Annotated in this window: 22 protein-coding genes; 8 read left to right on the forward strand and 14 right to left on the reverse strand. The window is 47.6% G+C overall.

From position 1 onward, the window contains the following. Positions 1-239 precede the first annotated feature (239 nt). The 10 genes from ABUA47_RS13185 to ABUA47_RS13230 all read right to left on the reverse strand — a co-directional run bounded on the left by ABUA47_RS13185 (position 240) and on the right by ABUA47_RS13230 (position 9,607). Positions 240-443, reverse strand: coding sequence for a helix-turn-helix domain-containing protein (locus ABUA47_RS13185; RefSeq protein ID WP_005830522.1), 204 nt, complete (start codon positions 441-443; stop codon positions 240-242). Between the two features lie 43 nt (positions 444-486). Beyond that, entirely contained in the window at positions 487-1,128 is a 642-nt protein-coding gene (locus tag ABUA47_RS13190; protein ID WP_005830526.1) for a DUF2975 domain-containing protein, read from the reverse strand. 15 nt (positions 1,129-1,143) lie between these two features. After that, a complete protein-coding gene (locus ABUA47_RS13195; RefSeq protein ID WP_005830530.1) occupies positions 1,144-1,749 on the reverse strand; it encodes a DUF2975 domain-containing protein in 606 nt (201 codons plus the stop codon). A 23-nt stretch (positions 1,750-1,772) separates the two neighbouring features. Further along, the gene (locus tag ABUA47_RS13200; protein WP_005830532.1) at positions 1,773-2,441 is read right to left on the reverse strand and encodes a DUF2975 domain-containing protein; all 669 of its coding nucleotides are present in this window, start codon (positions 2,439-2,441) and stop codon (positions 1,773-1,775) included. Beyond that, positions 2,438-3,229: a CPBP family intramembrane glutamic endopeptidase gene (locus ABUA47_RS13205; RefSeq protein ID WP_005830534.1), complete on the reverse strand. Its 792-nt coding sequence runs from the start codon at positions 3,227-3,229 to the stop codon at positions 2,438-2,440. Before ABUA47_RS13205 ends, ABUA47_RS13200 begins: the two co-directional genes overlap by 4 nt. A 180-nt stretch (positions 3,230-3,409) precedes the next feature. After that, positions 3,410-3,895: a DUF3836 domain-containing protein gene (locus tag ABUA47_RS13210; protein WP_005834518.1), complete on the reverse strand. Its 486-nt coding sequence runs from the start codon at positions 3,893-3,895 to the stop codon at positions 3,410-3,412. A gap of 222 nt (positions 3,896-4,117) precedes the next feature. Next, positions 4,118-5,059 carry a bifunctional riboflavin kinase/FAD synthetase gene (locus ABUA47_RS13215; protein ID WP_005830540.1) on the reverse strand — a complete coding sequence of 314 codons (942 nt, stop codon included), beginning with the start codon at positions 5,057-5,059 and terminating at the stop codon, positions 4,118-4,120. Next, positions 5,043-5,663: an HAD family hydrolase gene (locus ABUA47_RS13220; RefSeq protein ID WP_005830542.1), complete on the reverse strand. Its 621-nt coding sequence runs from the start codon at positions 5,661-5,663 to the stop codon at positions 5,043-5,045. Before ABUA47_RS13220 ends, ABUA47_RS13215 begins: the two co-directional genes overlap by 17 nt. A 2-nt stretch (positions 5,664-5,665) precedes the next feature. Further along, positions 5,666-8,350 carry a calcium-translocating P-type ATPase, PMCA-type gene (locus ABUA47_RS13225; protein WP_005830544.1) on the reverse strand — a complete coding sequence of 895 codons (2,685 nt, stop codon included), beginning with the start codon at positions 8,348-8,350 and terminating at the stop codon, positions 5,666-5,668. A 90-nt stretch (positions 8,351-8,440) separates the two neighbouring features. Next, on the reverse strand, positions 8,441-9,607 hold the full coding sequence (locus tag ABUA47_RS13230) for a sensor histidine kinase (protein ID WP_035447124.1): 1,167 nt from the start codon (positions 9,605-9,607) through the stop codon (positions 8,441-8,443). Between the two features lie 108 nt (positions 9,608-9,715). Here ABUA47_RS13230 and rd point away from each other — a divergent pair, with 108 nt between their 5' ends. After that, a complete protein-coding gene (gene rd, locus ABUA47_RS13235) occupies positions 9,716-9,877 on the forward strand; it encodes a rubredoxin (protein ID WP_005830549.1) in 162 nt (53 codons plus the stop codon). Here rd and ABUA47_RS13240 read toward each other — a convergent pair. Next, positions 9,874-11,571 carry a Na/Pi cotransporter family protein gene (locus ABUA47_RS13240; RefSeq protein ID WP_005834507.1) on the reverse strand — a complete coding sequence of 566 codons (1,698 nt, stop codon included), beginning with the start codon at positions 11,569-11,571 and terminating at the stop codon, positions 9,874-9,876. The genes rd and ABUA47_RS13240 overlap by 4 nt on opposite strands. Positions 11,572-11,654: 83 nt before the next feature. Here ABUA47_RS13240 and ABUA47_RS13245 point away from each other — a divergent pair, with 83 nt between their 5' ends. Both ABUA47_RS13245 and ABUA47_RS13250 read left to right on the forward strand, forming a co-directional pair. After that, positions 11,655-13,328, forward strand: coding sequence for a nucleoside kinase (locus ABUA47_RS13245; RefSeq protein ID WP_005834505.1), 1,674 nt, complete (start codon positions 11,655-11,657; stop codon positions 13,326-13,328). Between the two features lie 42 nt (positions 13,329-13,370). Next, on the forward strand, positions 13,371-14,876 hold the full coding sequence (locus ABUA47_RS13250; protein ID WP_035447133.1) for a sensor histidine kinase: 1,506 nt from the start codon (positions 13,371-13,373) through the stop codon (positions 14,874-14,876). A 101-nt stretch (positions 14,877-14,977) separates the two neighbouring features. On the opposite strand, the gene ABUA47_RS13255 is transcribed toward ABUA47_RS13250, so the two are convergent. Then, the gene (locus ABUA47_RS13255; protein ID WP_005830557.1) at positions 14,978-16,351 is read right to left on the reverse strand and encodes an aminopeptidase P family protein; all 1,374 of its coding nucleotides are present in this window, start codon (positions 16,349-16,351) and stop codon (positions 14,978-14,980) included. Between the two features lie 327 nt (positions 16,352-16,678). Here ABUA47_RS13255 and rpoN point away from each other — a divergent pair, with 327 nt between their 5' ends. The 5 genes from rpoN to ABUA47_RS13280 all read left to right on the forward strand — a co-directional run bounded on the left by rpoN (position 16,679) and on the right by ABUA47_RS13280 (position 21,983). Then, a complete protein-coding gene (rpoN, locus tag ABUA47_RS13260) occupies positions 16,679-18,169 on the forward strand; it encodes an RNA polymerase factor sigma-54 (RefSeq protein WP_008662635.1) in 1,491 nt (496 codons plus the stop codon). A gap of 93 nt (positions 18,170-18,262) precedes the next feature. Then, positions 18,263-18,925: a membrane protein gene (locus tag ABUA47_RS13265; RefSeq protein ID WP_005830565.1), complete on the forward strand. Its 663-nt coding sequence runs from the start codon at positions 18,263-18,265 to the stop codon at positions 18,923-18,925. 68 nt (positions 18,926-18,993) lie between these two features. Further along, positions 18,994-19,374, forward strand: coding sequence for a glycine cleavage system protein GcvH (gene gcvH, locus ABUA47_RS13270; protein ID WP_034525976.1), 381 nt, complete (start codon positions 18,994-18,996; stop codon positions 19,372-19,374). Positions 19,375-19,490: 116 nt separating this feature from the next. After that, positions 19,491-20,000, forward strand: coding sequence for a 5-(carboxyamino)imidazole ribonucleotide mutase (purE, locus tag ABUA47_RS13275; protein WP_009037672.1), 510 nt, complete (start codon positions 19,491-19,493; stop codon positions 19,998-20,000). Positions 20,001-20,114: 114 nt separating this feature from the next. Further along, positions 20,115-21,983, forward strand: a complete 1,869-nt coding sequence (locus ABUA47_RS13280) for a 4-hydroxy-3-methylbut-2-en-1-yl diphosphate synthase (RefSeq protein WP_080708111.1) — start codon at positions 20,115-20,117, stop codon at positions 21,981-21,983. Between the two features lie 3 nt (positions 21,984-21,986). Here the strand turns inward: ABUA47_RS13280 and ABUA47_RS13285 are convergent, their stop codons facing one another. Together ABUA47_RS13285 and ABUA47_RS13290 are read right to left on the reverse strand one after the other, a co-directional pair. Next, complete coding sequence (locus tag ABUA47_RS13285; RefSeq protein WP_035447140.1) at positions 21,987-22,988, reverse strand: metallophosphoesterase; 1,002 nt, start codon at positions 22,986-22,988, stop codon at positions 21,987-21,989. Beyond that, positions 22,985-23,755, reverse strand: coding sequence for a prolyl oligopeptidase family serine peptidase (locus ABUA47_RS13290; protein WP_005834487.1), 771 nt, complete (start codon positions 23,753-23,755; stop codon positions 22,985-22,987). Before ABUA47_RS13290 ends, ABUA47_RS13285 begins: the two co-directional genes overlap by 4 nt. Between the last annotated feature and the right edge of the window lie 86 nt (positions 23,756-23,841).

Raw genomic sequence — 23,841 nt, forward strand, 5'->3', positions numbered from 1 at the left:
CAGTACAACATTCCAAGAACCGTCTACTGATATCGGTTATAAAAAGAAAAAGCGTCTAGCTAAATCAGGAAAAGACATTACTCCAGAATGTAACGGCTTTTACATTATGAAGTAACGACGTTTACCATAGTATGTAAAGGCGTTTACCGTAGTATGTAAAGGTGTTTACCGTAGTACGTAAACGGAGTTTCTTAAGGCGGTAAGCATTTCAACCTCTACTTGCGCCTTCTTCTCCCTATTTATCCCTCCTTAAACTCCAGTATATCCCCCGGCTGGCAATCAAGTTCCTTACAGATTGCTTCCAGTGTAGAGAAACGGATGGCCTTAGCCTTTCCGGTTTTGAGAATAGAGAGATTGGCAGGCGTAATATCAATCTTCTCCGCCAGTTCGCCCAAAGATATCTTTCTTCGGGCCATCATTATGTCAAGGTTTACTATAATCATATAATTGTGTTCTATTTATCAATTATTCTTTTCCCACTCACACCTAAATAGTTAAGTCCTGTTCTTCCTTTATCTTCACCCCGGCGGCAAATATCTCGGTGAAAAGAATTATAATAACCAGGGATGTGAAATCCGTATCATGCGATGCAACCACTTCATAGCCCAGCAGAGCCACTTGCTTCACTGCTTCAAGATGATTCAGCCAATCGTGCAAAGTCATCAAGCCGTACAATGCAGCAAACGAATAAGTAAAGAAACGCAACCGGGCTACATTATCCGAAGTAAACACTTCCCGCTTTGAGATGGATACCAGCAAACGTATCAGGCAATAGATTCCTACAAAGAAAGGAATGATGGCAAACATGGCAAAGAAGTTCACTATGGAACTCCAGACAGTGGGGACAATCACAGTGCCTATTCTCTTTACCTGATAAGGTACTGACTTATCGGCAAAACGATTCGTCAAGGAATCGACTGCTGTCGTTTCCAAAGGTCTTACATCCACATATACCTTATCAAATAAACCGGAATACTCCGGCTGTGGAGTTCCCGAATGCACATTTACACTATTGTAACCCTCAAGAAAACTATTCTTCATATCCACCCAGCCCGCTATCATCGCATAGGTAAACTCTGCAACAATGACCAATATAGCCAGGATACCCAATATACTTATCTTTTTCATAATCCTCCCCCCACATTAAACCGTTAAATCCTGCTCTTCCTTTATCTTCACGCCGATGGCGAATATCTCGGTGAACAATGCCAACAGCATATAATTGAACCAAGCATACTTGAAAGAATAAGGCAACACCTCGTATCCCTCCAGCCGCACTTGAGAAGCCAAGTCATGATAGATGCCCCATTGCTGCAACTCGAATAAAAGACTCACCGAAATCAGCGCATAGACAAAGATGCGCATCCGACGCACATTCTTGTGCACAAACACCTCGCCTTTCGTGGCAGTAAGCACCAGCCGCGCCACACTATAGAACCCGTAAAGCGCAAACAGTCCCGCAGGAAACAGCAAGAACGATACCCACCGCCACTTCGTACTACGGAAACCTTGCACCGATACCTCACTTGTATTGCAATACATGGGCGTATCCTGTGCCGCACTAATCAAAGTATCAGCAGGCAGCGTATCATCTGCCCGCACCAAAAGTGACACAGAGGGTAAGGCATGAAAATCCTTCTGGTCGCCCGCCTCATTCCAGCCGTCCATAAATCCACTAAACATATCCGTTACAACACTACCAATAAACACTACCAAAGCCAGGAAGGCACATACTCTGATTTTATTCATATCTCTGTCCGTTCTTCTTATTATTAAATCGTCAAATCCTGCTCTTCCTTCATTTTCAATCCAATGGCAAACACTTCACCTACAATCAGCGAACAAAGCCCAAGTACCAGCGTGGTAGTGCTCACCAATTCTGAGAGGCTCAGCTCGTAACCATGCAGCGAGAATACGGTATCGATACCTATAAAATCAAGATATGATGACGCAAAGGTACAGCAGAAGCTGACAACCAGTGCCATTCCCAATCGACGCAGCCGACGTACATTCCGCCAGTTGAAGATGTCGGACTTGTTGATAGAGATTATCAAGCGGATAAACAATACTACCGCCCAAAGGGAAAAGCCCAAATGCAGATATATCAGCAAATACTTTGCCACCACTTTCCCGACAGAATCATGAGAATCTACGCTGACCATCAACGAAGAGTAGGCTGCAGGCACATAACTCCTGCTTTTCTCATTGTAGACGGAATCCCTGAAGAAATCAAACGACTCCATGGAAGAAGGTATCAGGTTGACAACCTTTAGGTTCATCAGTTCCTTGTAGGCAGCAATGTCACTCCCTTTCTTTCCCAGCTCCAGTCCGGTCTGCGCCCCCATCTTGGCTCCCAGAAAGATATAGTACCCCTGCTCCAATACCGAGTAACTCAGTACAAGCATTACCACCAGGCAGAGAATGTTCAATCTTCTTTTCATAATTCAGTTGTTGTATTAGTATCAGATATATTATATTTATTCAGTTGTTTCAAGGAGAGTAGAAGCAACAATATGAAAACCACTGCCCAAACCAGTACATACGGGTTACTCAGCAGATGTGTCACATCCTCCATTTCAGGATGTTTCAGGCTCAGATAGACAGACAAGCCGTTATTCATGATATGTATCAGAATACATGCCATAAGACTCCGTGTCTTATAATAAAGCCAGGCAAGCAAGAAACCGATGAGGCAAGCACCTATTATCTGAACCGGATTCAGATGAAAGATACCAAATATCAACCCGGAAAACAAGATAGCCTTTGCCGGGCTATATCTGCGAAGCAGCTCCTTGGTAATGGCACCACGGAAAAGCAGTTCTTCCAGTACGGGTCCCAAAACAGAAATACAGAGAATACCCAGCCAACCGGATTGCAGTATATCAAATGTCTGGTCCAACAAATTGGGCAAAAAAGTAAGTTCGGACATCAGAAGACCTATTATACATATGGAAGTCATTCCGGCAAGCAGGCTCCATGCCAGATAAGGGACTGACACCGGAGAATACAGATGCTTGTCTCCCGTCAGGTAGTTCTTGCGCCACAAGTACAGTCCCATGAAAACAAAGCCCAGCAGCATGGTAGGCGCCACAGCAATCTGACCAGCCTTGTCCATGTCGAAAGTTCCATAAGCGAAATACGTATACAGCAGACAGAAAGGTCCTGCAAACAGTGCTCCTACAATCTGCATCAAAAAGTAAATCAATACTAGTTTTATTGCCGTTTTCATTGTTCTATTCGTCTAAAAGTTCGCAAAGATACACATTTTCTCTGTCAATCCGTCAAGCTGTGGCAACAAGTCCCATCAGCAGCACCATCACTGTAGAAAGTGACAATACCAATAGTGTAATACTCATGAATGCTCTTCTCATAACCTAAACCCCTCCCTCATTTCTATATTGTTCTTCATTTATTTTACTGCCAGGAGCAATACGTCTTCCTCCGCAGTGGCATGTTCCACCAACAGATTCCAGTCGTTGTCCTTCTTACTCCATTTGTAACTCAAGTAGTTGATGTCATCTCCCGCCTGCAGATAAACAGCTTTTTCCTTCACATCGGAGTAGGCATTCGTCTTGTTGTCCCACAAGGCATATTCCACATCCGTACCGGCTTCCGTATAATTGTAGTTCAAGCAATAGAAGCGTTCAAACGCCTGCTCAATCTCGTTCCATCTCAACGCCTCCTTCTGTATCGTACGCCCTTGGGCATCATAGGTGAAATTGTATTTCAAATGGTTCTGCAGAAACTTACCGTTCTCTACTTTATATACAATTTGGGACTCCACCTGATTTCCGTTCATCACTTCATTATAGGCAAAGTTTTCCTGGATATTACCACCAAAAGCATTTATCACTACTGTCACTACAAAAATTGTTGTCATTACTAAAGTTTTCATACCGTTATTGTTTTATTAGTTCTTTATTTTGTTTTTCGATAATCATTTATCGTTTTTCGATATGCAAATAAAAGGCCTTTTTTTGATATGACAAAGAAAAACAGAAAATATTTATCGAAAAACAATAAAAAAAACGCGTTTTACGATAAATATACAGAAAACAAACACTTCAAACGGGAAAATACATAGAACTGCAAGGGGATAAATGACCTCGCCTTATGTTTATAAAGAAAGAATGGATTTAATCTCCACCTCGTCACGGTGAAGCTGGGCAATAAGTTCTTCTATACTGTCGAATTTCAGTTCAGGACGGGTGCGGCGCACAAAGGAAAGACGCATCGGCTGCTGATAAATATCAGCATCAAACCGGAATATATGGACCTCAATACTGCGATCGGGTCCGTTCTCCAACGTAGGCCGGTAGCCAATGCTTAGCATACCGCCGTACTCCTTGCCTTCAACACAGACACGGACGGCATACACACCATCGCAGGGAATCAGCTTGTCAGGATCGGAAACACGGAGATTAGCCGTAGGGAAACCTATCTTACGCCCCACCTGATAGCCACCGACAACCGTACCGTCCAAAAAGAAATCATATCCCAGATACTCGGCAGCTTCCGAAACGTTTCCCTCCAGCAACAGACCGCGAATAGCCGAGGAGCTGACAGTAACCTCCGTTACCGATGTCTCCTTACTATAAGAATACGCGCGCGCAAGAAGCACCTCCATACCCAATTCGCGACCATAGTGCACATAGTCTTCAAAACCCTCGCTGCGGTTATGCCCGAAACGATGGTCGTACCCCACTACCAAAGCTTGTATCTGATAGCGATCCTTCAGTATGGACATGAATTCCCGTGCCGAAAGCCGGGCTATTTCAGGAGTAAAATCAAGCATCATGCAATAATCCACCCCAGTCTTGGCAAGCAGGGAAACTTTCTCATCACAAGTGGTCAATAACTTCGGATGATAATCGGCCTGCATCACTTTACGCGGATGTACCGGAAAAGTCACGACCGACGAAGCAAGCCCACGCCCGGCAGCTACCGCACACACTTGCTCTATCAGGTAGCGGTGTCCCCGATGTACTCCGTCAAAGAAACCGATAGTGGCTACACTTGGACGGGAACCAATGTCCGATGTTTCACAAAACAACTGCATGTCTCCAATCCTCGTGGGCCTTTGGCGTATAGGTAGAAATACCCAACGCCTCCGCTGTCCGGCAATTGGCCTCAGAATCGTCAATGAAAAGAGTCTCGTTGGGAAGAATACCGGTCTCATCCAGTACTTTCTGAAATATATCGGCATCCGGTTTTGCCATCTTCATCTCATAAGAGAGATAGATATGCTCAAAAAAGTCCTCCGCACGGAAAGCCTTGTAGCGAAACGCGTGCAGACACGACCATTGCCAATGGATTTCATTGGTGTTGCTCAGCAGATAGACCACATATTTTTTGCGCAGTTCCAACAGTAAATCCAATTTAAAAGTAGGAATACTCACTAGGAAACTGTTCCAGGCGTCATCTATCTGGGCATCAGTCACCGGTTTCCCTATCTTTCCACGAATCACTTCCCGGAACTCCGCACTGGTAATCAACCCTTTTTCATATTTCTGGAAGAAATCCTGCTGGTGATAGAGGTCCAACATGACTTCCACGTCCGGCAATCCCAGCTTTCTGAAATTCTCTAAACAGCGCTGGCGGTCCAAATCAATCAGAACTCCGCCAAAATCAATAATAAGGTTCTTGATTCCTCTTCTTTTCATCACTATTTCTGTGTTAAACGTCGGATAAGGCGAACCAGTTCACCTATCCACAAAACAAACGAAGTAGAAACGACAATCGTCATCCAAGTCATAAAATCGAGCGGCACTGTGCGGAATACAGCTCCACCAAACTGTACAATCAGTATCTGTCCGCCCAAAATGGCAAGTATAATCAGCTCCATGCCATAAGATTTAGAAATGCCCTTGAACGCCGAGTCCGAAGTGCCGAACACACGTGCATTGAACAAGTTCCAGAACTGAAGCATAACAAAGAACGTGAAGAACACAGTCAACCGATAGGTAGTCATCCCCCCCTCTTCACTGTTAAACCAGAAGAGCATTCCCATAAGTAACACCAGGAAGGCAGACCCCATTCCCAGAATGTAATACCTCATGGACTTGGTTATAATGAAATCCGTACTCTTACGCGGTTTTTCCTTCATCACGCTCTCACTGGGTGGAATGGACGCCAGGGCCAGGGCCGCAAACGTATCCATAATCAGGTTCACCCACAACATCTGCGTGACGGTCAAAGGAAGCGTCGTACCCACCAGTGAACCCAGGAGAACGATAAACAAAGCCACAAAATTGATAGTCAGTTGAAAAACAATGAAACGCTGTATATTCTTATATAGAGAACGTCCCCACATCACGGCCGTACCTATACTGTTGAAGGAGTCATCCAGCAGCGTGATGTCGCTGGCCTCCTTGGCAACGGAGGTCCCGGTACCCATCGAAAGTCCCACTTGCGCATGGTTCAGCGCAGGAGCATCATTCGTGCCGTCACCCGTCACAGCCACTACCGCACCTTTCTGCTGCAACAGCTGCACCAGACGCTGTTTGTCTGTGGGGCGTGCACGCGACATTATCTTCAAGTCCATCACACGGTCCAATGCCTCCTCATCCGTCAATTCGGCAAATGCAGCTCCCGTAATGCGGTTCTTTTCCGTATCCTCCGGTTTCCACAGACCAATCTGGCGTGCTATCTCGGTAGCCGTACCCGGTGTATCTCCCGTCACAATCTTCACTCCGATACCTGCCGACTGGCATTTGGCAACGGCCGCAGGCACATCCGGACGGATAGGGTCACTGATGGCAACCACACCGAGGAACGACAAGTCATTTTCAGCAACCAATGACACACAATCAGACGCTTCCGCATCATCCACAATCTTGAATGCAAAGCCAAGTGTACGCATAGCCATATTCTGGTAGTTGAGCAACTGAGCCTCCACTGTAGAACGGTATTCCACCGCATCCACACGCTTGCCGTCCAACATGACATCCTTGCATTTACCCAAAACAATCTCGGGAGCTCCCTTCACATACAGCACCTTCTTCCCAATCAGGGGGGATTGCACCAGGGTAGCCATGAATTTCCTTTCCGTAGAGAAAGTCAGCTGGTCGATAACCGTAGCTTTCTCACGCAGCGCCAGATAGTCGCATCCTTGGCTGTTCAGCCAAAGCAGCAGTGCCACCTCCGTGGGGTTACCCACCCCTTTCGGCTTCTCGCCAGTCACCTCTTCTTCCAGAAAAGCAGTAGAGTTAGCACTGATACCTTCCATTACCAGCTTGCTGAGGTCATCATTCCCCAGCTGCCCGTTATTCTTCAAACCATAGAAATTGGGTTCATGCACCTGCATCAGATTTTGGGTCAATGTACCGGTCTTGTCGGTACAAATCACTGTAATGGCTCCCATCGTCTCGCATGCATGCATCTTGCGCACCAGGTTGTTGGTGGAGAGCATGCGACGCATATTCAACGCCAGACTGAGTGTCACGCTCATCGGCAAGCCTTCGGGCACAGCCACCACAATCAGGGTAACCGCCATCATAAAGTATTGCAAAGTAGCCTGCAAGGCCGGCAGCCAATCACGGAAGGTATGAAATGAAGAAAAGTCATAGACCAGTACCACATCCTTTACAAAGAAAATGAGAAAAGCCAGACCCGCTACGGAAAAGCCAATCTTTCCAATCAGATTGGCCAATTTGGTCAACTGAATATTCAGCGGAGTAGGTTCCGTATTCTGTTCGGTACTTTGACGTGCCACTTTACCGATTTCCGTAGCATCGCCCACAGCCTCCACACGCATGGTGCCATGTCCGTCCACCACCGTTGTACCGCGCAAAATGCGGTTGGAAGCATACGTAGCCTCTTCGTCAAAGTCAGCTTCTACGGTAGTTTTCGTCACTACCGGCTCACCGGTCAGATTCGATTCGTTCACTTGCAGGGAAATGGCTTCCAGCAATTCACCGTCCGCCGGAACCTCCTCACCGGTTTCCAGCACCACTATATCACCCACCACTACATCTTTACGGGGAATCTCCTGCACATGTCCGTTACGAATTACTTTCACCAAAGTTTCTTCGTTCACTGCATTCAGCAGGTCAAACTTCTTTCCGGCATCATACTCAAAGAAGAAACCGATACCGGTAGCCAGCAGAATGGCTACTATAATGCCGATAGTCTCGGCATATTCATTCTCTACAATGGAAATAATCAAAGAAAACAGAGCGGCAACCAGCAATACCCTTACTACGGGGTCCTCAAACTTCTCCAGATACAATTTCCATAAGGAAGGCCGTTTAGGAGGCGTCAATAAATTTACTCCATGTTCGTCGCGGCTCTTCCGCACTTGTTCGTCGGTCAGTCCGACATGATAATAATCATCCTTTATTGCAGTCATGCAAGTCTTTAGGTTTAATTTTGGAACGCAAAAATACAATAATAATCCGGGAAAACAATACCTATATAATGATTAGTGATTAATTGACTGTCATTGATTCTCTTTTTCCCTCACCAGTTTCGGTCTGGTTGCAGGCTCCCACGGCAATATGAACCAGAAAGTCGAACCTGCCCCTTCTTCCGATTCCACGCCTATTTCGCCCCCCAATTTGCGGACAATGGTCTGGCAAATGGAGAGTCCCAGTCCGGTACCGTTCTTTTCCTGCTTCAGCTTGACGAAACGTTCAAAAACATGTGGCAACTTTTCCTGGGGAATACCGGTTCCCGTGTCTTTTACGTAGAAATAGAGACCTTCCTCATAGGGTCTGAATCCGAGGGTAATACTGCCTTCCTGGGTGAACTTCAGGGCATTCGTCATAAAATTGGATACCACTTGTGCAAGCCGGTTTCTGTCTGTATGCATGGTATATTCCTTCTCAGAAGCCTCCCGGACAATCTGCACTCCACTACCCAGCTCAGCCACCCGCATACGGAACTGTTGTTCCAAATCGGACATCATCTGGTTGATGTCCACATCCGAGAACACAAATTCCAATGTTCCGGCTTCTATCTTCGAGAGGTCCAGAATATCAGCAATCAGCTGTTGCAGCATTTCATTGTTACTTTGCACAATTTCCAGGAACTGTGTCTTCTCCTCGTCTGTCGATGCAGAGGCCAGCAATTCCGAGAATCCGACAATTGCGTTCAGCGGGGTACGGATTTCATGGCTCATATTCGCCAGGAACACCGATTTGGAGCGGTCGGCATTCTCTGCCTTCTCACGTGCCAGTTTCAATTCAGCTTCCACTTGTTTCAGCCGGGTAATGTCATGCACGGTAATCACCATGCAGTCGCGGTCCTCAATCTCCATATACTCGCCGGAAACATAAGCATTGCATTCCGTAGTTCTGCCTTCGCTATCCCTAAGATTCAGAATAGCTGCCAAATCCGTGAAGTTCTTTTGCACCACAAAGGCATTCTCTATGGCATTCCGCACGGGGCAGTGCTCACACAAATCGTGAGTGCCGCAACCTCCTGCTGCCGACAAGGCATTGTTACAGCGCAGAATATCTCCCACCCGTCCAGTTTCGGCAGGCTTTACAGCTCCGGTAATATCGTAGTAATTGGTGTAGAATACAGTGAAGTCGCGGTTTATCAGCAGTACATAGGCGTGCAGATTCCGCATAATCGCCCTGAACAGCTTGTCGGTCATTTTCATAAAATGTTGTTTTAATAGAGAACAAAAATAAACTATTTTTGTTCAACAATAGAACAAAAAGGGCTTTTAAACGTTATTATAAGAGAATAAACCTAAAAAAAGAAATTTATGGAAAAGTACATTTGCACTGTATGCGATTATGTCTATGACCCTGAATTGGGCGACCCTGAAAATGGAATAGAACCGGGAACATCTTTCGAAGACCTTCCCGAAGATTGGGTTTGCCCCTTGTGTGGAGTAGGCAAAGAAGAATTTGAGAAAGCGTCCTAAGACGCTTTCTTTTCTTTTATATCGCTGCTGGCTTCCACTACATTCACCACATAGTCGCCCAGCTTTTCACATTCCGCAATGATGTCCATATAGTAAACACCCATCTGGTAATCATATTCCTTGTTGTTCACATCCAAGATATTCTGGTTCTTCAGCTGATTGCGGTAATTATTGATTTCGTTCTCCAAATTAAAGGACTTGTTCACATCCGCGCCTGCATGCTCCGGATGTTCCACCACGACAATCATCTGCTCCAGGGCATCATCCGTCAGCTTCATCATGAAATGGATATGCTCGTACTGCTTCTCGGTGAAATCCTGATTGGTCTGGCGCTTGCGGTTGATGGTACGTGCCAGGTTATAGCAGCTGTCGCCGATGCTCTCTATCTCCGTCACTTCACGCAGCATGGCACGTATTTGCAACTTACTTTCCGAACTCAGGCGCCCTTCGGACACTTGATTCAGATAATTGGCAATCTCCAGCTCCATGCTGTCACTGATATTCTCGTACTTCTCCACACGGCTGAACACTTTGTTGAAATCATCATCCTTCTCCGTATGCAGCAAGTCCTGCACCATTCCGAACATACGGCGGGTACGTTCGGCAAAGAGATGTATTTCCTTGCTTGCCTGCAGGATGGACAGCTCTGCCGTAGAAAGCATACCGCCCGAGATAAAACGCAAGCGATATTCCTCGTCCTGCTCCTTCATTGGAATAATGGCACAGACCGTACGTTCGATAAACTTCACGAACCATATCAATATCAGCACGTTGCAGATATTGAAGCAAGTATGGAATGCCGAAAGCTTGAAGGATACGGCCACAGCCGGATCTTTAGTACCCATCACGTTCTCTACGAACCATGACACAGCCTCGGTAAAGGGGGTGAAAAGACACAACACCCATATCACACCAAACACATTGAATACCAAATGAGCCAAAGCAGCCCTCCTCGCCTGCGTATTACCGGTCAGCGCCGCAAGGTTTGCCGTGATGGTTGTACCGATATTCTCTCCCAAAACCAGTGCTGCCCCCAATTCGAAACTAATCCAGCCGTTGGCGCACATAATAAGCGTAATGGCCATAGTTGCCGCAGATGCCTGCACAATCATGGTCAACACCGTACCGATACCCACAAAAAGGAGTATGGAGATAAAGCCCATGTCGGTATAGTCCTGCACAAATGACAGCATATCAGGATTTTGGCTCAAGTCAGGAGCATTGTTTTTCAAATAGGAAAGCCCCATGAACAAGAATGAGAAACCGAAAATAAATTCACCGACAGACTTGCGGTTACTTTTTTGAGAGAAGAGGAGAGGAATGCCGAAAGCAAGAAGAGGAAGAGCAAAGGCGGCAATGTCCACCTTGAAACCTAAAGCTGAAATAATCCATGCCGTAACAGTCGTACCGATATTAGCACCCATTATGACACCTATGGACTGTGAAAGCGTTAACAACCCCGCATTGACAAAACTTACAACCATCACCGTGGTTGCAGAGGAAGATTGTACAAGTGCTGTAATCAGCACGCCCGTCAACACACCGGTCACTCTGTTGGTTGTCATTGCGGTCAATATTTTCCGCAGTCTGTCACCGGCAAATTTTTGAAGCCCCTCACTCATAATCTTCATTCCGTAAAGAAACAGTGCCAATGAGCCGAGTAGCTTTAAAAAATCATAAAAAGAATATTCCATCTTTAATTATTTAAGGTGTTTCATTCCTTCACGTGTTATAATGTCCTATATTTAACGTGTCAACCCACTAAAAACGAGACATCATGAAACACATGTTACAAATTTGTTGCAAAAATAATAATATTTCTAAAGAATTCCCTATAGGGAGCTCACTTTTGGATATTTATTACGGTTTTAATCTAAATTTCCCCTATCAGGTAGTCAGTGCAAAAGTCAACAACCGTTCCGAAGGACTGAATTTCCGTGTATACAACAATAAGGATGTAGAGTTTCTCGACATACGTGACTCCTCAGGCATGCGCACTTATGTCCGTTCCCTCTGCTTCATTCTTTACAAAGCTGTCAGCGAGCTGTTTCCGGAAGGAAAACTGTTCGTAGAGCATCCGGTATCCAAAGGTTACTTCTGTAACTTGCGCATCGGCCGTTCCATAGAGCTGGAAGATGTGACCGCCATCAAGAAACGGATGCAGGAAATCATCGCCGAAAACATCCCCTACCATCGTGTAGAATGCCACACCACCGAGGCTGTGCGTATCTTTAGCGAACGGGGCATGAACGACAAGGTTAAGCTGCTGGAAACCTCCGGCTCGCTATATACCTATTATTACACATTGGGCGACACCGTAGACTACTACTACGGCAACCTGCTGCCCAGTACCGGGTTCATCTGGCTGTTCGACATCGTGAAGTATTACGACGGCCTGCTGCTGCGTATCCCCAACAAGGAGAACCCGAATGTACTGGAAGAAGTGGTGAAACAGGAGAAGATGCTCGACGTATTCAAGGAACACCTGCGCTGGAACTACATCATGGGGCTGAGTAACGTGGGCGACTTCAACCTGGCTTGCGAGACAGGCCATGCCACCGACCTCATCAACGTAGCCGAAGCCCTGCAGGAGAAAAAGATAGCCCAAATAGCTGACGACATCTACCACCGCGGTGAAAACGGAAACCGGGTGAAGCTCGTACTCATCTCCGGTCCATCGTCCTCCGGAAAGACGACTTTCAGCAAGCGGCTCAGCGTGCAGTTGATGACCAACGGCCTGCGTCCCTATCCCATCTCGCTGGACAACTACTTCGTAGACCGTGAAGACACCCCACGCGACGAAAACGGAAACTACGACTACGAATCACTCTACGCCCTCGACCTCGAACTCTTCAACACCCAGCTGCAGGCATTGCTCCGTGGCGAAGAAGTGGAGCTGCCCCGCTTCAACTTCAACCTCGGGAAGAAAGAGTACAAGGGCGACAAACTTCGCATCGACGAGCATACCATCCTCATCCTGGAAGGAATCCATGCCCTGAACCCTGAACTGACACCACAGATTCCCGCCGCCAGCAAATACAAGATTTATGTATCCGCCCTGACCACCATCTCGCTGGACGACCACAACTGGATTCCCACCACGGACAACCGCCTGCTGCGCCGCATCATCCGCGACTTCAACTACCGCGGCTACTCGGCACAAGAGACCATTTCACGCTGGCCCAGTGTACGTGCCGGCGAGGACAAATGGATATTCCCCTACCAGGAAAATGCCGATGTCATGTTCAACTCCGCCCTCTTGTTCGAATTTGCCGTGCTCCGCTGCCACGCAGAGCCCATCCTTACCAGTGTTCCACGGAACTGTCCGGAATACGCAGAAGCCTACCGGTTGCTGAAATTCATCAAATATTTCACCCCCGTGCAGGACAAAGAAATTCCACCGACATCCTTATTGAGAGAATTTTTAGGAGGCAGTAGCTTCAAATACTAAGTTTTTATTCTAACTTTGTGAGCAAATAAAACAAACGTACACATGAAAAAAATTATTTCGATACTTCTCTTAGCGACTTTCTGCATCTTTACTCAACTCCATGCGCAAAACCGTGCAGACGAATTGATGAAACAAGCACAAGAAAATCTTACGAAAAAAGAATATATCAAAGCCCGCTATCTATTCCTGCAAGCCTACAATGCCTTTGCCACGCAAGACAAGTATGCCCAGGCAGTGGAATGCGGCGTCAATGCCAGCGCCCTCTACCATCGGGAGAATTACTATAAAGAAGCTTTTGAACTGCTGCGCGGTGCCGAGCAAGTGGTGGCAACCGGCGAACAGAAAACGGGCAAGGCCATGCCCAACCTACGTTTCCGCATCAACAAGGAACGCCTGCAGATGTACATCAACCTGAAAAATCCCGCACGCGCCAAGGAACAGCTGACCAAACTGGAAGAGACCGCCAAAGCCTCTCACAACGACTCTCTGAGCAACGACCTGCTTTATACGCAGGCCAACTATTACTACACCTTCGGTATGAATGCGCAAGGTGATGCCGCCACCAACCGCCTGATAGGGCAATATAAGGAACAGAAGAACTACGCCAAAGTAGACGAATGCTACAAGACTCTTATCAGTATCGCCCGCAAAGCAAACAATGCCGGACTGGTGGCACGCACCTACGACAAGTACATCCTATGGACCGACTCCGTAAAGGCGCTTACCGCCCAAGAGGAACTGAACGCCCTGAAGAAGAAATACGATGAAAGCCTGGCCACTATCCAGGAGAAAGATGATTCCCTAAGCGCCAAGCAGTACATCATCATCGGGCTTTGCATACTCGCCGCCATCCTTGCCGCCGCACTGGTATTCGGCGCCATCGTATTGCTGCGTTTCATCATCCTCACCCGTAAACAGAAGAAGGCCATCAGCATTGCTAATGAGCACAATGAGCTGAAAACCAAATTTATCCAGAACATTTCCGCCCAAATGGAACCGACACTGGACACGCTCGACGCCTCACTGCCGGGCGTAAAAGCCCTGCATGCATTCTCCAACCATATCCAGGAACTGTCCGAATTGGAAACCACCTTGTCCGAACCCTACGAAGTGCAGGAGAAGAATATCTCCACTTTCTGTGAAGGCATCATGGACAAAATCAAAGGAATGACACAAGAAGATGTCACCCTGACCGTGAATACCCCCAAATTGAATGTGAAAATCAATCCTGAGCAACTGGAACGCGTCTTGCTGCATTTGTTGGAAAACGCCGCCGAGTACACCCCTGCTGGAGGAAAAATATGGCTGGACTTCAAGAAACGTGGTGCGCACACCCACCAGTTCATCATCAGCGACACCGGTTGCGGTATCCCCGAGGAGCAACGCGAAAACATCTTCAAGCCTTTCACCGAAGTGAAAGACCTGACGCAAGGCGACGGCCTGGGACTCCCCATCTGCTCACTGATTGCCACCAAGATGAACGGCAGCTTGACACTAGACAGCAGCTACAACAAGGGAGCACGGTTCGTACTGGAACTGCACGCATAAACCATACATAATACAATCTGTATGACCCCTAAATTTGAGAGCCGCTTGCCACCGGCATTATCGGGACAAACGGCTCTCTGTGTATATTAAGGATGTGGTTGTCAACGCAACGCTTCCACCTCTTCCGGTGTCAGTGGAATTTTCTTGCCCAAGCGACGTGCTCCCGTTTCGGTAATCAGATAATCCTCCTCATTACGGATGCCGCCGAAATTGCGGTATTCTTCCACCTTATCGTAGTTGATGAAGTCCATGAACTTCTTCTCTCCTTTCCATAAGTCAATCAGCTCGGGGATGAAGTAGATGCCCGGCTCAACCGTATGCACAAAGCCCGGTTCCAGAGGGATGGCAAGGCGCTGGCTCTTTCGGCCGAACTGCGTACTCTTGGGCTGACCGTCATAGCCTACCCAGAGCTCACCCAGGTTCTCCATATCGTGCACATCCAACCCCATCATATGGCCCAGTCCATGGGGATAAAACAAGGCATGCGCCCCTTCGCGCACGGCATCTTCGGCATTGCCCTTCATCAATCCCAGCTCTTTCAGCCCCTCCACCATCACTTGGGCGGAAAGCTCGTACACCTTCATATAGGGAATGCCCGGGCGAAGCGCTTTAACAGACTCCAGATGCATGGCGTTCTGGATTTCGTAAACGGCACGCTGGCGTGGAGTAAAAGTTTTGTCCGCAGGCACGGTGGACGACATGTCGCCACAGTAACCCGAAGGAAGCTCGGCGCCGGCATCAATCAAGAAAAGGTCTCCCGGTTGCACCCGGTTGCCGTGATAGTGGTTATGCAGGGTCTGGCCGTTGACAGTAGCAATCGTGGCAAAAGACAGCTCGCAGTTGTTCATCTCGGCGATACGGTTCATTTCGGCCACAACCTCGTATTCGTACATGCCCGGACGAAGCACCTTCATTGCGGTGATGTGCATGTCAGCAGTCACGTCGCATGCCTTTTCTATTTCCGCTATTTCTTCTGCCGACTTGTAGTTGCGCTGTGCCACCACCGCACGGATAAACGGCACAGACCCTTCCTGACGTGCCGGAGGAACACCCAGCCAGTCCATCAGTTTCAACTTATGCTCGGCACGATAAGGGGGCAAATAATGGATGGTCTGTCCCTTCTGTACAGCCTTGTGCAGATAACCGACGATGTCGGCAAAAGGACGGGTTTCGGAAATTCCCACAGCAGAAGCCTTTTCGTGAAGGGTGGGCTGGGTACCCATCCAGACAATATGGTCGATGGTCAGCTCATCGCCAAAAATGATTTCTTTATCTTCATCTATGTCGATGAGAGCTGACAGCCCGGCAAACGACAAGCCAAAATAGTAGAGAAAAGTGGAATCCTGGCGGTAACGGAAAGTATTGTCCTCATAGTTCAAACCTTGTTCATCGTTACCCAAAAACAGTAACACTCCGGAGCCTATCGTTTTTTTCAGCTGGGCCCTGCGCTGCACATACGTTTCTTTAGCAAACATAACATTCCTTGTTTTAGTAGTTATAGGACAAAGATATAGATAATCTTTGAAAGAAGATAATACAAAAAGGAGATTAATCTATATAGTTCATAATCAGAAGACTATTTTGCCAACGTTTTTCAAGCCTTTGGCAAAGTTTTGCCACCGCGTTGGCAAAGTCTTGCCATAGGCATGGCAAAAGCTTGCCAAGCTATTGGCAAAAGCTTGTTTTCTCTTTTCTTGTTAAATATCATCAGAGAGGTTTCGTGTTATCGAACTATTCACTATTTTTGCGGTAAATATCTGAAAGAAGATGCACAATGAGTGCATTGAATAATTTATAAAAATATGGCACAAGGCTCCCGACAAGTACAGACCCAAGCGCAACAGCAGATACAAACGCTGTCGCCGCAACAAATTCTGGTGGTAAAGCTGCTGGAACTTCCCGCCGTGGAACTAGAGGACCGTGTACGTGCCGAACTTCTGGAAAATCCGGCACTGGAAGAGGGTAAGGAGGATACTCCCGGCGACGAATACCCCGACACTCCTGATACGGAAACCGGAACGGAAGACGGTGGAGACACCAGCTATGATTCTTTAAGCGATTATCTGAACGAAGACGATATCCCCGACTACAAGCTGCAGGAGAACAACCGCAGCAAAGGGGAGCAGGCAGAAGAAATTCCTTTCTCCGACGCCACCTCCTTCTATGAAACCTTGCGCCAGCAGCTCGGCGAGCAGGACTTGACTCCGCACCAGCGCGAACTGGCCGAATATCTCATCGGCTCGCTGGACGACGATGGCCTGCTGCGCAAATCGCTGGACAGTATCAGCGACGAACTCGCCATCTACGCCGGTATCGACGCTTCTCCCGAAGAGCTGGAAGAAGTATTGAAGATTATACAAGACTTCGACCCCGCCGGTCTGGGCGCCCGCACCCTGCAAGAGTGCCTGCTCATCCAGATTCGACGCAAGGAAGCGCAACGGCCCATGCCCTCGCCTCCACAATACTATATAGAAGAAGATATTCTTACCCAGTGCTACGAAGAGTTCACCCGCAAGCATTGGGACAAGATTATGCAGAAATTAGGTATCAGCGAAGATACCCTGCAACAAGCCGTTAAGGAAATCTGCAAGCTGAATCCCCGTCCCGGTGCCTCGCTCGGCGAAGCCATCGGCAAGAACATGCAGCAGATTGTGCCCGACTTCCTGGTAGACACTTATGACGACGGTACCATCAACGTGACACTGAACAACCGCAACGTGCCGGAACTGCGCATGAGCCGCGACTTCACCGAGATGGTGGAAGAACACACCAAGAACCGGGCCAACCAGTCCAAGGAATCCCGCGAAGCCATGATGTTCCTCAAACAAAAAATGGATGCCGCACAAGGTTTCATCGACGCCGTGAAGCAACGCCAGAATACGCTGATGACTACCATGCAGGCCATCATAGACCTGCAACGTCCTTTCTTCCTCGAAGGAGACGAGTCATTGCTCCGCCCCATGATTCTGAAAGATGTTGCCGAACGCACCGGGTTGGACATCTCGACCATCTCCCGTGTGAGCAACAGCAAGTATGTACAGACCAACTACGGCATCTACCCGCTGAAGTTCTTCTTCAACGACGGCTACACAACCGAAGACGGCGAAGAGATGTCTGTACGCGAAATACGCAAGATACTCAAAGAGTGCATTGACAACGAGGACAAGAAAAAGCCTCTGACCGATGACGAACTGACCGAGCTGCTGAAGGAGAAAGGCTATCCCATAGCCCGCCGCACGGTGGCAAAGTATCGCCAACAGATGAATATCCCCGTGGCAAGACTGAGAAGATGAGAGAAAAGGATGAGCGATTAGGGATTAAGGTTTAAAGATTAGTGCATTCAAATAGTAAATTGTAAATAGTCAAATCGTAAATAAAATTAGGTTGTGGAAGAGCATATTATAGCAGATAAAACTTTAATCAGAACAGCGAAAGTGATTTCGGCGGTATTCACACCGTTCTCCATCCCTTTTCTGGCTTTTCTGGTTCTGTTTATATTCTCGTACCTGCGCATCATGCCGTTGCAGTACAAGTTGATAGTATTGGGCGTGGTGTATTGCTTCACCATCCTGATGCCTACACTGACTATCTTCATCTTCCGCAAAATCAACGGTTTCAGTCCGGAAGAACTGGTGGAACGAAAAAGGAGATACATTCCCTTTATTCTGACCATCACTTCTTATGTATTCTGCCTGCTCATGATGCACCGGCTCAATATCCCGTGGTACATGACCGGTATCATACTCTCCGCCCTGGTAGTGATGATAATCTGCGTCATTGTCAACTTAAAATGGAAACTGAGCGAACACATGGCAGGCGCCGGAGCCGTAATTGGTGGACTGGTAGCTTTCAGCGCCTTGTTCAGCTACAATCCCGTATGGTGGCTATGCCTCTTTATACTGGTGGCTGGCGTGCTGGGCACCGCCCGCATCATCCTGCGACACCACACACTGGGCGAAGTTATGGGAGGCTTTGCCGTAGGGCTTATCTGCTCGTTGCTGGTACTCCACCCGCTGAGCAACATACTGTTCCGAATCTTCCTCTTTTAAGAGCCTTGTTTAATTTTTAATTTTCAACTTTTAATTTACATAGTATCAACCCTTAAAAACTAATGATCATGAATTTCCCGACTAATGTAAAGTACACCAAAGAACACGAATGGATTCGCCTGGAAGGTGATGTAGCCTATGTAGGTATTACCGATTATGCACAAGAGCAACTGGGCGACATTGTGTTTGTCGACATCCCGACCGAAGGTGAGACATTGGCTGCCGACGAAGTGTTCGGCACCATCGAAGTAGTAAAAACCATATCAGACCTCTTCCTGCCCGTAACCGGTGAGATTCTGGAGCAAAACGAAGCCCTTGCCGACCAGCCGGAACTGGTAAACCAGGACCCATACGGCGAAGGCTGGCTCATCAAAATCAAACCCACCGCTGATGCCGACTTCGACAGCCTGCTGGATGCCGAAGCCTACAAAGCGCTGATAAACGAATGAAATGAAAGGATTAGGGGTTAGCGATTAGCACCGGACGGAATGATAGCGCAGTCCCTAACCCCTAATCGTTAATCCCTAACCCTTATAAAATTAACCCTTTAATAATTTAAAGATTCATGTCTCCAATCGTTAGCATCATCATGGGCAGCACTTCCGACCTCCCCGTTATGGAGAAGGCCGCACAATTGCTCAATGACCTGCATGTACCGTTCGAAATGAACGCTCTCTCTGCTCACCGCACACCGGAAGCAGTGGAGGAATTTGCCAAGAATGCCCGCCAACGCGGCATTAAAGTGATTATTGCCGCTGCCGGTATGGCTGCCGCCCTGCCCGGCGTCATTGCTGCCAATACCACACTGCCGGTAATCGGGGTTCCCGTAAAAGGGTCCGTACTCGATGGCGTAGATGCCCTCTACTCCATCATCCAGATGCCTCCGGGCATACCGGTAGCCACCGTTGCCATTAATGGTGCCATGAACGCTGCCATCCTTGCCGTACAAATGCTGGCATTGGGCGATTCCTCATTGGCCGAAACATTTGCCACCTACAAAGAAGGGCTGAAAAAGAAAATAGTCAAGGCAAATGAGGACTTGAAGGATGTGAAGTACGAATACAAAACCAATTGATTTACGATTGGATGATTTACGATGTACGATTGAAATTACTTCTTGGTATCTTCAATCGTACATCGTAAATCATCCAATCGTAAATCTTTTAATCCTTTAACTGTAAATATCATCGTGGATTTATTCAACTATTCCCGACGGGAAACATCAGAAGTAAACATCGGAGCCACCCCTATGGGCGGCTCCAATCCTATCCGCATACAAAGTATGACGAACACCGCTACGCAGGACACAGAAGCCAGTGTGGCGCAAACCAAACGTATTGTCGACGCCGGAGGAGAGTATGTACGCCTCACGGCCCAAGGTATCAAAGAGGCTGAAAACCTGATGAATATCAACATAGGCCTACGCCAGGACGGATATATGGTGCCGCTTGTCGCCGACATTCACTTCAATCCGAAGGTAGCGGACGTAGCAGCACAGTATGTAGAAAAAGTCCGCATCAATCCGGGAAACTATGTGGATGCAGCACGTACTTTCAAACATTTGGAGTATACCGATGAAGAGTATGCCCAGGAGTTGCAGAAGATACACGACCGCTTTGTACCCTTCCTTAATATCTGCAAGGAGAACCATACTGCCATCCGCATCGGCGTAAACCACGGTTCATTATCCGACCGCATCATGTCGCGCTATGGCGATACACCGGAAGGCATGGTGGAATCTTGTATGGAGTTTCTGCGCATCTGCGTACAAGAGAATTTCACGGATGTGGTCATTTCCATCAAGGCATCCAATACAGTGGTCATGGTAAAGACAGTACGCTTGCTGGCAGCCGTCATGGAGCAGGAAGGTATGCGATTCCCGCTGCATCTCGGTGTAACGGAAGCCGGAGACGGAGAAGACGGACGCATCAAATCGGCCTTGGGCATCGGCGCCCTGCTGGCAGACGGCTTGGGTGACACCATCCGGGTTTCCCTGAGCGAAGCTCCGGAGGCGGAAATCCCCGTAGCCCGCAAATTGGTGGACTATATCGTGCAGCGCCACGACCATCCTTATATCCCCGGAGCAGATGTGCCGGAATTCAATTATCTCTCTCCCACCCGCCGCGAGACTGCCGCCGTACACAATATCGGCGGAGACAATCTGCCCGTGGTCATTGCCGCACGCCTGGACGAGGACATGGACTTCAATCCGCAATTCGTGCCGGACTATATCTATACGGGACGTTCCATCCCCGAACAACTTCCGGAAGGCATGCAATGTATCATCGATGCCGATGTCTGGATGGAGCACAGTAACGGCGGAACGGAACCGGACAATACCTGGCCTGCCTTTAAAGGAGACCAGCTTCCTTTCCTAAGCAGCTGCGGCGCTTCTTTGAAATTCCTCTTCATCACGTATATGGGGCTGAATGACGAAGCCATCGCCTGCCTGAAGTATCATCCGGAAGTCGTATTGATTTCGCAAAGCAATCATCCCAACCGGTTGGGAGAGCAACGCGCCCTGGCACACCAGATGATGAAGGAAGGCCTGAAGAACCCGGTAGTCTTCTTTGAACACTACGCAGAGAGCGAATTGGAAAATCTGCAAATCAAAGCGGCGGCAGACATGGGAGCACTCATCTTCGACGGTCTGTGTGACGGTATCCTTCTCTTCAACCAAGGAGAAACCATAAGCGGCAAAGTAGTGGATGCCACTGCTTTCGGTATCCTGCAAGCCGGACGTGTACGTACCAGCAAGACCGAATACATCTCTTGTCCCGGCTGCGGACGCACCCTCTACGACCTGGAAAGTACCATTGCCCGTATCAAGGCAGCCACCGGCCATCTGAAAGGACTCAAGATAGGAATCATGGGATGCATTGTCAACGGCCCCGGAGAAATGGCAGACGCCGACTACGGCTATGTGGGCGCCGGACGAGGCAAAATCAGCCTCTACAAGAAGAAGGAGTGTATCGAAAAGAACATTCCCGAAGAAGAGGCGGTAGAAAAGCTGATAGAACTGATAAAAAGTAACGGAGATTACGCTGAAAGGACTTAAGTCTCAGCGTAGATATTTATCAAAGTCCACCTCTTTGAACTTAAAGTTATGATGTTCGGAGGGGTGGTAGGCTTTATTCCAAGTAGAATAGGTTTTCACATCTATCTCCCTTGTCTTCCGGTTAAAAGTTACAATACGTAAGTAGCCTTCACCTCCCAATCTACTACCTTCCACACCACGCTGATAGTTTGCCAGCATCTGATACACTTTATTTCCCTCTTTCCCTATAGAGACCAGCGTGCCGACTCCGCTTTTCAAGACATGCCCACAAAAGACAGCTATCACATTGCGATGTTTGAGAAGCAATTTCTCCCAGATTCCAGCACCATCGTTCACTGTGCGCCCAGACTCTTTGCCGATGCCATATCCTTGAGGGCGCCACCAGTCTTTCCCGTCATGCAACGTACTGTCACAATACAAATAGGCGTGTGTATTCAATATGACAAGCTTATCCGGATGAATACCCACTATGGAATCGGCCCATTGCAGAGCCTCATCAGAAGGCCCGAATTCCAGATTCAAGACCATCCAATCGGTATCGCCCGACCTAAGGTTTATGTAATAGTTATCCAATGTCTTTCCATCCGCACTGCCTCCCCAATAGTTCTTCTGCATATAATCGGAAAGAGGAAAATACTTGTTGGCCATTGCAGTGTTATGCACGTCCGAAAACTTACCGGGCTTACTGCCAATATCGTGATTTCCCCATACGACAGAATAAGGTATTCCTGCTTGGCTAATACGATGAAAGGCTTTCTGCATATACGCCCATTCCACCGGAGAATTATCTTGTGTCAAATCTCCCACTTGGAACACGGCATCTATTTTCTTACGATTGGCAACCAACCAGTCCACTTGCGAATCAAAGACCTCCGGACATTGTTCCAGATAAGTCTGCGTATCCGGCAATACCACAAAAGTACTTACCCGACCAGAAGTGATGCAAGAAGTAAAAAAAGCGCCCCCTAAAAAGAGAATTCCGATAACAGACAATACTCTCATCATTTTTTCTTCTGATTAAACAGCCACTCCATAAAATCAGGATAGTTGAAAGCCGGATTCCAACTACCATGATTACAACCAGGAAATTCAATATATTCCACATCGGCACCAATAGCTTTCAAGGCCCGATATGCTGCACGCGATCCTTCAGGAGTTACTACATTATCCGCATCTCCATGAAAAATACGGAACTTGACCGATTTGCCAGCCTTCAACCGTGCCGGATTCACTGTTCCACAAATAGGTATTGCTGCCGCAAAAATCTCCGGATAGCGGACAGCCATGTCAAATGTACCCATTCCTCCCATAGAAAGTCCCATAACATAGATACGGTCTTTGTCTATCTGCGGCATGGCCAGATAGAAATCCAACAACTCTTTCAACGTACGGAAAATAGGAGAAACAGGCACTTCCAACGGCATATCTGCCGGAGCAAAAGATGAAGGGCGCTCCGTATATGCCCAATATCCGGTTTCAGGACACTGCGGAGCCAAAATAAACGCCGGATACTTTTCGCGGTTTACAGGATTAAGCCACATCTGCCCACCATGAACCAATTGTTTCTCATTATCATTGCCACGCTCTCCGGCACCATGCAGGAAAAGCACCAAAGGATACTTTTCATCAGGTTTCATCACCTCTGGACGCAACAAACGATACAACAATGTATCTCCACGGGAAGAGATATAAGTTTCCTTTTGAAAGGTTTCTTGTGCAAACGAAAACAAGAAAAAGAATAATCCACAAAGGATGCCGATTATACGTTTCATCTTATTATTTATTTTAGATTTTTCTCGGTTTGACTTAACCGATTGAGAAATAAACTTTTAGCGAATTATTTGAGAAATAGAGGTAA

The organism is Bacteroides sp. RTP31139st1_H2_RTP31139_211217 (assembly GCF_040227615.1).
In the GTDB taxonomy this organism is placed as follows: domain Bacteria; phylum Bacteroidota; class Bacteroidia; order Bacteroidales; family Bacteroidaceae; genus Bacteroides; species Bacteroides uniformis.